This is a genomic window from Natrinema marinum, assembly GCF_024296685.1.
GTDB lineage: Archaea > Halobacteriota > Halobacteria > Halobacteriales > Natrialbaceae > Natrinema > Natrinema marinum.
This window is the reverse complement of record NZ_CP100763.1, coordinates 1,857,040-1,868,610: the sequence shown is the minus strand read 5'-3', so window position 1 is coordinate 1,868,610 and position 11,571 is coordinate 1,857,040. Positions and strand designations below refer to the sequence as shown.

General features: G+C 67.9%; 12 protein-coding genes. 5 read left to right on the top strand and 7 right to left on the bottom strand.

The window, feature by feature from the left end; all coding sequences use genetic code 11:
- Position 1: 1 nt before the first annotated feature.
- From NKH51_RS09195 to NKH51_RS09170, 6 genes are all read right to left on the bottom strand, one after another.
- Positions 2-589, bottom strand: a complete 588-nt coding sequence (locus NKH51_RS09195; RefSeq protein WP_254765135.1) for an NTP transferase domain-containing protein — start codon at positions 587-589, stop codon at positions 2-4.
- Positions 589-1,356, bottom strand: coding sequence for an adenosylcobinamide-GDP ribazoletransferase (gene cobS / locus NKH51_RS09190; RefSeq protein ID WP_254765081.1), 768 nt, complete (start codon positions 1,354-1,356; stop codon positions 589-591). The genes NKH51_RS09195 and cobS overlap by 1 nt, the downstream gene beginning before the upstream one ends.
- Positions 1,353-2,327 carry an adenosylcobinamide-phosphate synthase CbiB gene (cbiB, locus tag NKH51_RS09185; RefSeq protein ID WP_254765080.1) on the bottom strand — a complete coding sequence of 325 codons (975 nt, stop codon included), beginning with the start codon at positions 2,325-2,327 and terminating at the stop codon, positions 1,353-1,355. The genes cobS and cbiB overlap by 4 nt, the downstream gene beginning before the upstream one ends.
- 36 nt (positions 2,328-2,363) lie before the next feature.
- On the bottom strand, positions 2,364-3,002 hold the full coding sequence (locus NKH51_RS09180; protein WP_254765079.1) for an HAD family hydrolase: 639 nt from the start codon (positions 3,000-3,002) through the stop codon (positions 2,364-2,366).
- Between the two features lie 113 nt (positions 3,003-3,115).
- Entirely contained in the window at positions 3,116-3,727 is a 612-nt protein-coding gene (locus tag NKH51_RS09175; RefSeq protein ID WP_254765078.1) for a translation initiation factor IF-2 subunit beta, read from the bottom strand.
- A 112-nt stretch (positions 3,728-3,839) separates the two neighbouring features.
- Complete coding sequence (locus NKH51_RS09170; protein WP_254765077.1) at positions 3,840-4,226, bottom strand: DUF5789 family protein; 387 nt, start codon at positions 4,224-4,226, stop codon at positions 3,840-3,842.
- A gap of 848 nt (positions 4,227-5,074) precedes the next feature.
- Between NKH51_RS09170 and NKH51_RS09165 the strand changes: the two genes are divergently transcribed.
- Together NKH51_RS09165 and NKH51_RS09160 are read left to right on the top strand one after the other, a co-directional pair.
- Positions 5,075-6,004 carry a PGF-CTERM sorting domain-containing protein gene (locus tag NKH51_RS09165; RefSeq protein ID WP_425606698.1) on the top strand — a complete coding sequence of 310 codons (930 nt, stop codon included), beginning with the start codon at positions 5,075-5,077 and terminating at the stop codon, positions 6,002-6,004.
- Positions 6,005-6,426: 422 nt separating this feature from the next.
- On the top strand, positions 6,427-6,654 hold the full coding sequence (locus tag NKH51_RS09160; protein WP_254765075.1) for a DUF8149 family protein: 228 nt from the start codon (positions 6,427-6,429) through the stop codon (positions 6,652-6,654).
- A 36-nt stretch (positions 6,655-6,690) separates the two neighbouring features.
- Here the strand turns inward: NKH51_RS09160 and NKH51_RS09155 are convergent, their stop codons facing one another.
- Positions 6,691-7,029, bottom strand: coding sequence for a DUF7344 domain-containing protein (locus NKH51_RS09155; RefSeq protein WP_254765074.1), 339 nt, complete (start codon positions 7,027-7,029; stop codon positions 6,691-6,693).
- 222 nt (positions 7,030-7,251) lie between these two features.
- Here NKH51_RS09155 and NKH51_RS09150 point away from each other — a divergent pair, with 222 nt between their 5' ends.
- The 3 genes from NKH51_RS09150 to NKH51_RS09140 all read left to right on the top strand — a co-directional run bounded on the left by NKH51_RS09150 (position 7,252) and on the right by NKH51_RS09140 (position 11,570).
- Positions 7,252-10,599: a PAS domain-containing protein gene (locus tag NKH51_RS09150; RefSeq protein WP_254765073.1), complete on the top strand. Its 3,348-nt coding sequence runs from the start codon at positions 7,252-7,254 to the stop codon at positions 10,597-10,599.
- A 141-nt stretch (positions 10,600-10,740) separates the two neighbouring features.
- Positions 10,741-11,154: a hypothetical protein gene (locus tag NKH51_RS09145; RefSeq protein WP_254765072.1), complete on the top strand. Its 414-nt coding sequence runs from the start codon at positions 10,741-10,743 to the stop codon at positions 11,152-11,154.
- A gap of 59 nt (positions 11,155-11,213) precedes the next feature.
- A complete protein-coding gene (locus NKH51_RS09140; RefSeq protein WP_254765071.1) occupies positions 11,214-11,570 on the top strand; it encodes a hypothetical protein in 357 nt (118 codons plus the stop codon).
- Position 11,571: the final 1 nt, after the last annotated feature.

Below are 11,571 nucleotides of genomic sequence, written 5' to 3'. Positions count from 1 at the left end.
CTCAGTTCCCCTCCGCTATGGGGCTCCCCAGCCGCTCGGCCGCAACGCGGGCGTCTTCGAGTCGGTTCACGTTCACTGCGAGTCGCAAGTCGTAGGAAACGTCTGTCATGGCTGTGGAATCGTCGGTCGTGCCGACTACGTTGACCCCGGTCGGCGCGAGGTGGTCGTCCGGCTCGAGTCGCGAGTCGACGCTGACCCCGAGTCGCCGTTTGAGCGCCGCGGGGACGCAGACCGTCCGTGAGCCGGTCCCGTCGCCGTGGGCCGCGAGCACCCGGTCGACGACCGGGTGCTCGAGCAGCGGCAGATCCGCGGCGACGGTCAGCACGGGCGGCGAGATCTCGGGCCGCTCGAGGAGCGCCAGCAGGTCGGTTACGTACCCCTCGCCGGCCGTCTCGATCGTCCGAACGCCGGCGACCGACTCGAGGTGCGCTCGCGTCTCCGGGGCGTTCGCCGAGACGGCGGCGTAAATCGTCTCGACCGCGCTCTCGCGGAGGGCCGCCAGCACGCGATCGACCATCGGCGTGCCGGCGATCGGGTACAGGGGCTTCTCGTGGGGGCTCTCGAGGCGGGTGCCCTTGCCGCCGCACATCACGAGAGCGTCCACGCGATCACCCCCAGGTGGACGCCGGCGACGCGACCGATCTCGTTTGCCGCGCCGAAGATATCGCCGTTAATCCCGCCGAGGTGGCGGTTCGCCCAGTGCCACGGGAGGCCGATGCCGGCGACGGCACCGCAGAGGGCGACCGCCGCGGCGAAGGAGGGCCAGGTGAGCGCGACGACGGGGAGCGCGACCGCCGCGGGCGCGACGAACGAGGCGGGGTCGGACGCCGCGGTGAACTGCCGTCCCATCCCCTCGTAGCTCGCGGCCCCGAAGCAGGCCATCGCGGCAATGCCGAGTTTCGTTCCGACCTCGGCCGCGACCGCGACGCCGACCGCCGCGCCGACCGGGAGGCCCGCCACTCCGAGGCCGGCAAGCGCCAGCGCGGCGATCGTGATCGCCACCGCCAGCAGCGCACCCACACCGGTCGTCGTGTCCTTCAACACCTCGCGGCGCCGCTCGACGCCGCCGTGGACGACCAGCGCATCGCCCAGATCGGCGACGCCGTCGAGGTGGTGGATCCCCGTCACGGCGTACACCGCGAGGAGGTAGCCGAGTGCGACGGTCGAAGCCGGGAGCGTGTCCGCGGCGAGCAGCGGGAGCGACGCCAGCGCGCCGGCGACGAGGCCGACGATCGGAAACGCACCGGGCGTCGTCCGGAACGCGTCCCAGTCACCGTCGCGGGAACCGATCGGCAGCCGCGTCAGAAAGCCGAGCGCGCCGCGGACGGCACCGACCCAGCGACCGATCGCGGTCACCCCGCCACCTCCAACGTCGTTCGGCCCAGCGACGCGAGTTCTCCGCCGATGACGGGCGCGACGGCCGCGAGCGCGACGGCGAGGACGACCGAGACAGCGGCCCCCCGTCCCACGAGGGTGACGGCCCGCTCGCCCTCGGCCAGCGCCGGCAGGTCGGCGTCGGGATTGAGGACGTAGACGCCCGGCTTCTCGAGGCGGACACCGAGCGCGACCGCGAGCGTCGCCATCGGCCAGCCGGAGTTGGGCGACGGGGGGACCTGCGCCCACGCTCGAGCGCGGCCGAGCGAGCGGGGCGCGGCCGCGGCGACGGCGATGGCGACCGCCGCGACTCTGGCGGGCAGGTACATCACCGCGTCGTCCAAGCGCGCGCTGGCCGTCCCGATCGGCTTCGAGTGGTAGCCGAGCATCGAATCCAGCGTGTTGACGCCCTTGACCCAGGCGGCGGCCGCGGCGGCGGCCGGCAGCGAGATCGGCGCGAGGACCGCGAAGGAAAGCAGGCTCGCGACCAGCCCGTCCGCGAGGTTCTCGGCCGCGCTCTCGACGGCGGCGCTGCGGAGTTCGCCCGCCGAGAGCGTCGACGCGTCGCGGCCGACGAGCCCGATCACGTCCTCGCGAGCGCGCTCGAGGCTTCCGTCCGTGGCCGCGACGACGGTCTCGGTCAACTCGAGCAACGAGCGCAGGCTGGTCGTCAGAAAGAGGACGAAAGCGGCGACGATGGCGCCGGCGAGCGGGTGCAACGCGGTCGCCGCGATGACGGCGCCGCCGGCAACCGCGGCGGGAACGAGCGGCGCGGCGGCCGCGACCCCGACGCCGACCAAGCGCTGGCCGCGTTCGGATTCGCTCCACTCCCGATCGAGGGCGTCGACGAGCCGGCCGAACCACGCCACCGGATGGGCGGGGGTCGGCGGCTCGCCGATCAGGAGATCGAGGCTGAACGCCAGTCCGATCACGGCGAGCGTCGTCAGCGCCACGTCATCGCCTCCGTCTCGGTGTCAGGGTCCGGCAGCTCAGTCATGGCCGCCACGTTCGACCGCCGCCAGTCGCGCCGGGACATCCGCGAGCGGCGTCTCCTCGAGCAACAGCGCCGTCCCGCCGACGGCTTCGATCCCGCCGTCCGCCTGCGGATCGTCGCCGACGTGGACCAGTGTCTCGGGGGCGACGCCGAGCCGGTCGGCAGTCAGTTCGAAGATTTCGGCGGCGGGCTTGCGCCAGCCACAGCCGACGCTCGTGACGATGGCGTCGAAGTCGTCGCGCTCGAAGTCGGACCTGAGGAGCGTCCGACCGACCAGCTCCGGGACGCTGCAGTTCGAACAGATCGCGACCGGCCCTCGTTCGCGGGCGGCGTCGACCGCCTCGAGCGCGCCCGGTCTGGTCTCGACTGCCGGATCGAACGCCGCGACGACCGCGCGTCTGGCCGCGTTGTGTTCGTAGTCGACGCCGCGGCTCGCGAGCGCCCGCGAGACGTGCGCCGGCAGCGGTACCTCCGCGCCCTCGGGCGCGTCGACGTGGGGCTCCGCGTAGGCGTCTGCCCAGTCGTCGGGCACCGCCACGTCCCGCTTCTCGAGTTCGGTCGCGACGGCCGCGGCTGGGTCGTCCGGGCGGTCGGCGGTCACCAGCGTCCCAAAGAGGTCGAACGATACTCCCACGTTCGCGTGACTAGCGCAAGCTGACTTTAACTTCGCGGTCCGCGAGCGGTCGTCGCGACGGCGACCCGCTTCCGAGCAGCGGCGAAAATCGAGAACGAGAGCGAACCGCGGCCTCAGTCGAGCCGGGCGAACGCCAGGTTGCCCGAGATGTTCTTGATGTAGATGTCGACCACGTCGCCTTCGTCCGCGCCGGGGACGAAGATGGTGTAGCTGCCCTTCTCGGCGACGCCGTCGCCCTTTCGGCCGGTGCCGGTAATCTCGACCGTGTAGGTCTGGCCCTCTTCGACAGCGTCTTGTTGCTGTTGTTGCTGGCTGCTGGTCGAGCGCTTGGTGACTGGCCGGAACGCACCGCAGGCATCACAGCGAAGCATTGGCGTGCGGTCCTCGCGGACGAGTCGGGTGTCGGGCAGGCCACACTCCGAACAGAGGACGTACTCGTCGACGTAGGCGTCGATCGCCGCGTCGAAGTCCTGCTGGGAGAAGGTCCCGTTGTATCGGCCGCGACCGTTCTCGAGTTTGCCGCTGGTCCCCAGCTCGCGCTGGATGAATCGGTGGAGATGCTCGGTCTCCCGGGAGAGGACGTCGGCGATCTCGTCGAGATTAGTGACGCGCGTGAACGCGCCGTCTTTCTGGGGCTGGGGGTCGGGAATCTGGAGTCGCTGTTCGTCGCCCCCGATGTCTGGCACGTCGTCCATCGCTCGGTCGAGACTCGATTCGTAATCCATACGCGGGAACAGGTGTCGGGAACGTAAATCCGTTCTGCTCTCATGATCCACCCGAGAGCGGGGCGATGCCCACCGATTACGGCGATGCGGGCCGGGGGCGACCCGCGGTGGATCAGTACGTGCTGTCGCCGCTTTCGCCGAGCGAGCCCTGCGACTCCTCGTCGAGTTCGTCGAGGTCGCGTTCCGCGTTGGCCTCGTTCGGGCTACCAGCTTCGCCCGTGATCTCTCCGTAGACGGCTTCGCGAGCGTCTTCGGGTGTATCGTACTGCTCGTCGACCAGCCGGTCGAAGACCGCTCCGAGCGACTCCGTCTCGTTGGGCATGTCGATCGGCTCGTCGCCGTACTCGGTGGCGAGTTCCTCGCTGGTGACCGGGTACTCCAGTTCGCCGAGGTGGCGCTCGACGTCCTCGAGGATCGACTCGGTGTGGGCCGCCCGCTCGGATTTGCGTTCGTTGGCGCGGTCTTGGACGCGGTCGTGGCTCCGTTCGTCGTCGCTCATACGTGGAGGTATCGCCACCCGTCTGAAAAGCGGCCGGCCGGCGTGTGCGCCCCGTCGATGTCGGTTAACCGACCTCTATAGACCTCTATTCGGAAATTATACAGCGTTATCCCCCTCGGCTGCCGACGCTCAGCCGGCGTGTCTGTTCCGCCTCGTGCCAGCCATCACGCGAGTTACCGATTCCGTGTTCTACCGGGCACGCCCAGCCACTCGTTTCGTCCGGCCGCCGCTGGCGGAGGCCAGCGGCCACCCCCAGTTTCCCGCCGCTGCCGTCGGGTCCGACAGCCCGGACCGTCGCCGACGTTCGGCCGATGGTGTTACGTCAGGGGCAACATCCATAGCGTCACTCGGCACCTCACATCAACTATTTGTCGGCAGTTCGACGACCGTCGCCGCGAGGATGGACGAGACCGACGGAACCAGCGAATAGCGCGGTCGGCGTATCGACCGTTTTCGGCTCGAGACGCGACCGCCGGACAGCGAACGCTGTAATCGGTCGGCGGTAGCGTCCCGTCGACCGGTGGGATGTGTCTCTAGCAGCCGATTACTACCGTCCGTTTCGCACGACCTTCGGAAACGGCCAAACGGCCAAACGGCTTCCTAATCAGCGTAGAGGCGCTCTACCGCCAGGTACGACGCTCATATATAGAACAGGTGATCCGGTACGTCAGCGCGATGATCCGTACTGTTGCAGGACAGTCATCGTCGCGGGACGGTACTACGATCGAACCACTCGGCGACGCGATCCGCTCCGGTCGGCGCGCCACGAAATCGCTGACCGAAATCGATGTCGAGGAACTCGGGGACGAGGCGTAACCATGCGTGGGAACCGAGGAGTTCGCGAGCGTATGGTGTGCGGAGCGCGCCCGCTCCTCGCGCTCGCGCTGGGACTTGCCGTAATCGGCAGCCTCGTCGCGATGGGCGCCGGGGGAGTCGTCGCACAGGACGCGAACGAGTCCGTCTCGGAGGAAGCGTATCGCGAGCCCGCGCCGGAGCCGGGCGACCCCTACTTCGAGGCGCGGGCCGAGGACGGGAGCTGGGTGAGCTACGAGAACCCGCGTGACGAGTATCGCAGCCCCTATCTCGGCGACGGGTCGGGGAAGATCTGTGTCACGCTGGTCAACGAGAACGGCGAGCCGGTCATCGGCGAGTCGGTACCGGACACGACGGTCACGATCCCGACCGGTGGGGCGACGACGTGGCACTCCGAGGCGGATCCGATCACCGTCAACTTCCCGATGAACGACCACTACGACTTCCCGCTCGACGGCGATCAGTTCGGGACTAGCCCGGACGTCGCGCAGGGCGACGGCTACATGGACTCTCACTGCTACGAGTTCCACGGGAATCCCGAGGACGCGACCATCTCGTACGGCAAAGCGCAGATCAGCGGCCAGTACGCCGACCGAATCGAGGTCGCGGGCTACATCCAGCAGGTTCCCCAGGGCGAGGGCTGGGACACTGACATCGATCCGGTCGCGGCCGCGGAACCCTACGAGGAAGCCGGCGGCGGCTGGACCTACGACGCGGCTCGGAACGCGACGCACGCGCAGGCAGTCGTCGTCCTCCAGCTCGACGCGCCGGCCGACGAACGCCTCGAGCCCTCGAATACGTCCGACACCGCGGACAACGGCTCGACGGAGCCGCCGACCGGCTCCAACGAGCTCACGGGCGAGGCAGACTCCGGAGCCGACGGTGGCGACGAGATGCCCGGCTTCGGCGTCCTCGCGGCCGGTATCGCCCTCTCGGTCGCGGTCCTCGCTCGCGTGCGAGGCTGACCGGGCCCCTTCACGGACTGACGGCGGTCGTGCTCGAGGCGGTCGAGCGGCCGGCCACGGTCGCGACTCGTGCTGGCGGTGAGGAGAGACGAAGCACAGGGACCCGCTACAGATATCGTGTAGCCGGGGAACCGTGGAGTACCGTGTGCGACGGGGTAACCGAGACGGACCGAGACGGCTGCAGCGGTCAGCCGACAGACTGGCGTACCCCCGTCTACCGGATACGCCGGTCGAGCCAACATAATACCGCTGGCCAACGGGTACGGCAACCACTGGCATCGACCCCTGCGGTCTATCTATGGCCGGAATTGTGTTGTCTCGGCATCCCACCGACGAGCGCCGGATCAAACCGGGCATCGAAGCTGGGCCGACTGCCGCTGGAACCAATTAGGTTTTGACGGTCGCCGCCAGACACTCGACAGATGACGAACACGAGCGACTCGGACGAGGACGGTCCGCGCGTGCCGGTCGTCTGTTCCGCCTGCGAGACGACCTCCCGCGTCCCGCTGTCGGACGTCGCCGACGCGATCGACCGACACAACGAGCAACTTCACGACGGGGACGATATCGCCGAGGTCGACCCCGACGTCGCCGACCGGATCGCGGACCTCATCGCTACCGACCTCGGCCTGCTCGGGGACGACACGTGACCGGCCGGGACGAACGCGACGAGCCCAGCCGGTCGTCTACATATTCTGTGAGTCGGCTCGAGTAGGACAGGATTCGATACGCCGCGTTTCCGGATCGTAGTCGATGATCCCGATGTCGGCCATCAGCGGGAGATGCACGTGGTGGAGGTCGACGGAGACGGGCCCGACGGACGCCTCGTCGACCGCGTCGACGCCGTCCTCTCGAGCGACGATGCCCGTCGCCAGTTCCGAGAGGGAGACCGGTTCGGTGACGCCTGCGAGAACGTCGAGCGTCAGTCGCCGCCGCGTCGAGGTGAGCAGTCGGTGACGGTGGCTCTCGAGTCCGTCCGGAAGCATCGGTCGATTCTCCGTCGCCTCGTGTGCAGGGTAGGTCATGGAGAGAGTCGTGCCGGCCGGCTATCGTCGGCCCGCATGTATCCATTCAGTATCCGTTCACGGGTAAGGGTATACTAGATGTGTTTAGGTGGTCTTCTCCGCCAGTCCCGTTTCGCCTGCGGAAACGCGACCGCGAAACGAGCAGTGGACCCGTTCGCGTCGCCTCCTCGATTGGGTTCCATCGGCGGAGGGTTGATACGGTTTGAGTCACTGTGTGTACCAATGACATCGCGCTCGCTGACCGAGAGCCTTCGGGAGACGCTCGCGATCTTCGACGGGAGCGAAATCCCACGGACGACGACCGAGGTGGCCGACCGGCTCGACCTCGGTCGCCGGAGCACGTACGAACGGCTCGAGCGACTCGTCGATCACGGCGAACTCGAGACGAAGAAGGTCGGCGCGAGCGGACGCGTGTGGTGGCGGCCTCGAGCGGCGGCCGATCGGGATGGCGACGCCGGAGCGGGGAAGGGCGTCACTGCGTCGCTGATCGACGACGTGCTCGACGACGCCGAAGTCGCGGTGTTCGTCCTCGATGAGGCGTTCAAGGTGGCGTGGCTCAACGAGACGACCGAGCGCTACTTCGGGCTCGAGCGCGAGCAGGTCCTCGGCCGGGACAAACCGACACTCGTCCGGGAACGCATCGCGTCGCTGATCGACGATGGCGACCGATTTGCCGACGCCGTACTGGCGACCTACGAGGAGAACGCGCACGCTGAACGGTTCGAGTGTCGCGTGACCGAGGGCGAGGGCCGCGAGGAGCGCTGGCTCGAGCACCGAAGCGAGCCGATCGAGTCGGGCGCGTACGCAGGCGGTCGCATCGAACTCTACTATGATGTCACCGAGCAAAGGCACACGGAGCGCATGCGGCGGGAAAATCGAACGAAGTTCGAATCGCTGGTCGACGCCGTCGAGGAGGACGCGATCTTCATGCTCGACGCTGCCGGTCACGTCCGCAGCTGGAACGCGGGGGCCGAACAGATCAAAGGCTACGCGCCGGAAGACGTGCTGGGTGAACACGTCTCCGTGTTCTACACGGACGAGGACCGGCGAGCGGGCGTCCCCGAGTCGAGTTTGAGAGAAGCCGCCGAGACGGGATCAACCGAAAGCGAAGGGTGGCGCGTCCGAGCCGACGGCTCTCGGTTCTGGGCCAGCGTCACCATTACCGCGATTCGCGACGACGACGGCGACCTCGAGGGGTACGCGAAGGTCATCCGGGACATGACCGATCAGCGCGAACGCGAGCGCGAGCTGCGCCGCGAACACGCCCTCCTGGAGCGGATCCTCGAGATCAGCCCGACGGGGATCGGCGTCTTCGACACCGACGGCCAGTCGCGGCGCGTGAACCGACACTTCACCGAGTACCTCGGACTCGGCGGGGACGACTCCGAGACGTACGTGCTGGGGGACCGGCCGCTGCTCGACGAGGACGGCGAGGTGGTCCCGTATCCGGAGCGACCCGCCCCACGAGCGCTCGCGACCGGCGAAACGGTCATCGACCAGCGCGTCCGGGTCGACGCGCCCGACGAGGGAACCCGCTGGCTGTCGGTAAACGCCACGCCGCTTTCGGACGAGACCGGCGTCGTCGTCGCGATGGCCGACGTCACGCGACTCGAGGAGCAGTCTCGCCGTCTCGAGCGCCAGCGCGACGATCTGGAGAGCGAACTCGAGGAGGTGTTCGATCGCGTCGACGACGCGTTCTACGCGGTCGACGACGAGTTTCGGTTCACGTACGTCAACGACCGCGCCGAGGACCTCCTCGGCCGCGACGAGGCGGACCTGCTCGGCCAGATCGTCTGGGAAGCGCTGCCCGTCCCCGACGACGACCCGATCCGCGAGCGCTTCGAGACGGCGATGGCGACCCAGACCGCGATGAGTTTCGAGCGCTTCTCCGAGCCGCTCGGGATCTGGGAGACCGTCCGGCTCTATCCCTCGGAGTCGGGGCTGTCTGTATACTTTACTGATATGACCGAGCGCAAGGAGCGCGAGCGCGAACTCGAGGAAATCCAGCGGCGGTACCGAGCGCTGGTCGAGAACTTTCCCAACGGTGCCGTTGCGCTCGTCGACGAGGACCTCCGGTACATCACCTTCGGCGGCACGCCGGAGGGGAACGCGGATATGACGCGATCGGACCTCGAGGGCGAACACCTGCACGACGCGCTCCCCGATCAGATCGCAGAGGTCGTCATCCCGCCGTACGAGGCTGCGCTCGACGGAGACGCCGCCGAGTTCGAGGACACGATCGACGGCAGGACCTATCAGTTCCAGTTCTTCCCGGTTCGCGACGATAGCGGCGACGCGTTCGCCGCCATGGCGATGTCACAGGAGATCACCGAGCAGAAGCAACGCGAACGGGAACTCGAGCGCCAACGCGAGCAACTCGCCGCGCTCAACAATTTGAACAACGTGGTTCAGCGCATCACCGAGGCGGTCGTCGACCAGTCCACGCGCGAAGAGATCGAGCGGGTCGTCTGCGACCACCTCGCCGACTCCGACTCCTACCTGTTCGCCTGGATCGGCGATGTCGACGTGGCTTCACAGACGGTCGACCTGCAGGTCGAAGCGGGCGTCGAGGGCTATCTCGACGAGGTCACGATCTCCGTCGATCCGGACGACGAGCGCAGTATGGGGCTGACGGGGAGGGCCGTTCAGAACCGCGAGATCCAGACGTCACAGGACATCGAGACCGACTCGAGGTACGATCCCTGGCGGGACCACATCGAACAGTACGGCTTCCGCTCCTCGGCGGCGATCCCGATCGCCCACCAAGGTACCGTCTACGGCGTCCTGAACGTGTACGCCGAGCGACCGAACGCGTTCGAGGGTCAAGAGCGGACGGTGATCGGTCAACTCGGGGAGGTGGTCGGTCACGCCATCGCCGCCGCCGAGCGCAAGCGGGCGCTGATGAGCGACGAGGTCGTCGAACTCGAGTTCCGCATCCGGGACCTCTTCGAGACGCTCGGGATCGACCTCGAGACCGACGGCACGATCTCGCTCGATCACACGGTCCCCATCGAGGACGACGAGTACCTCGTCTACGGGGCCACAACCGAGGACGCCGTCGAGAGCGTCGAGGCCCTCGTCGACGCGATCCCCCACTGGGTCGACGTGACGTTCCGATCCGATAGCGGACGGCGGCACTTCGAACTGCGGCTCTCGGAACCCCCGGTGCTGTCGGCCGTCGCCTCGCTCGGCGGGGCCATCGAAACTGCCGCCATCGAAGACGGCGACTACCGGATGACGATCCATCAGGCACCGGGCGGTGATATCCGTCGGGTTATCGATACCGTCCAGACGGCGTACCCGACCGCGGAACTGCTGAAACACCGCCAGATCACGCGTCGCGATGAGACGGCCGAACAGGTCCGGGACGTCCTCTCGGGGGCGCTCACCGACCGACAGCGGGCGACCCTCGAGGCGGCCTTCCACGCCGGCTTCTTCGAGTGGCCCCGCGACGCCTCCGGCGAAGACGTCGCCGACTCGCTCGACATCGCCCCGGCGACGTTTCACCAGCACCTCCGGCGGGCACAGAAGAAGGTGTTCGAGTCGCTGCTCGCGGCGCCGTCGACCTGAGGCTCGACGCGCGAGCGGCCGACAGAATGCGGGGACTGTCGCGCACCGTTTCGGGATTCCCTCGAGCGGTTGTATTTCGACCGTTCTGACCGTTCGCTCGGTGAGAAGGCTTATACTGTCGTCCCCGACTGACTCCACCATATGACACGCGAGAGCGCGACGCCCGACCGCGATAGTACGCCGTTGCCCGCCGAGCCGAGGGATCGATCCCCGTCGCCGGTCGGCACCGAGACGGCGGCGACCGCGACGATCGCGGCGACGCGACCGAAAGCGGACGACGACCGAAACACGCTGACGATCATCGGTCAGGGGACCCCCACGAGTTTCGAACTCACCGTCGACGGCGAGATCGAACCGGCCGAGGAAACGGGGACCGGGCACGTGACTGTCCGCTCGGGGACCACGGTCGAGGGAACTGTCGAGCGCGACACGGTGTCGTTTCGCTTCTCGGGCGATCTGACCGACGTGACGTTCGTCGACCGCGAGATCACGGGCCTCGAGCCGGCGAGGACGCCGAACGTCCACGTCGACTACGGCGCGCCGGACCGTTCGTAGCCGGCCCGCCCGCCTCGAGAGCGACAGACGTTCCTTGCCGGAGCGCAACGTGTCCCTCAATGGACGACTCCACGACCGACGCCGACCCCGAACCGGAATCGGAGCCAGAGTCGGAACGCGAGGGCGACCCCGACGCGGAGGGTGAACTCGCGGACGAGGAGACGGACGCCGAGTGGATGCACCCCGTCGACAAACCGATCCTCGAGTTGTTCGCCTCCGACGAGGAGATCTTCGAACCGTCGCAGATAGAAGAAGACGGACTCGCGCGGGGGAACTACGCGTCGTTTCGTTGCCGCGAGCTGACGAAATACGGATTGCTCGAGAAACTCATGCCCGGCGTCTACGAACTGACCGACGCCGGCGAGCGGTACCTTGCGGACGAACTCGATCCCAGCGACCTCGAGCCCGACGAGTAGC

Excerpts from the sequence above, each read along its gene's own strand:
- NKH51_RS09195 (WP_254765135.1), bottom strand. The coding sequence starts at position 589 with ATGTGCGGCGGCAAGGGCACCCGCCTCGAGAGCCCCCACGAGAAGCCC.
- NKH51_RS09175 (WP_254765078.1), bottom strand. The coding sequence starts at position 3,727 with ATGGATTACGAATCGAGTCTCGACCGAGCGATGGACGACGTGCCAGAC.
- NKH51_RS09170 (WP_254765077.1), bottom strand. The coding sequence starts at position 4,226 with ATGAGCGACGACGAACGGAGCCACGACCGCGTCCAAGACCGCGCCAAC.
- NKH51_RS09165 (WP_425606698.1), top strand. The coding sequence starts at position 5,075 with ATGGTGTGCGGAGCGCGCCCGCTCCTCGCGCTCGCGCTGGGACTTGCC.
- NKH51_RS09160 (WP_254765075.1), top strand. The coding sequence starts at position 6,427 with ATGACGAACACGAGCGACTCGGACGAGGACGGTCCGCGCGTGCCGGTC.
- NKH51_RS09155 (WP_254765074.1), bottom strand. The coding sequence starts at position 7,029 with ATGACCTACCCTGCACACGAGGCGACGGAGAATCGACCGATGCTTCCG.
- NKH51_RS09150 (WP_254765073.1), top strand. The coding sequence starts at position 7,252 with ATGACATCGCGCTCGCTGACCGAGAGCCTTCGGGAGACGCTCGCGATC.
- NKH51_RS09145 (WP_254765072.1), top strand. The coding sequence starts at position 10,741 with ATGACACGCGAGAGCGCGACGCCCGACCGCGATAGTACGCCGTTGCCC.
- NKH51_RS09140 (WP_254765071.1), top strand. The coding sequence starts at position 11,214 with ATGGACGACTCCACGACCGACGCCGACCCCGAACCGGAATCGGAGCCA.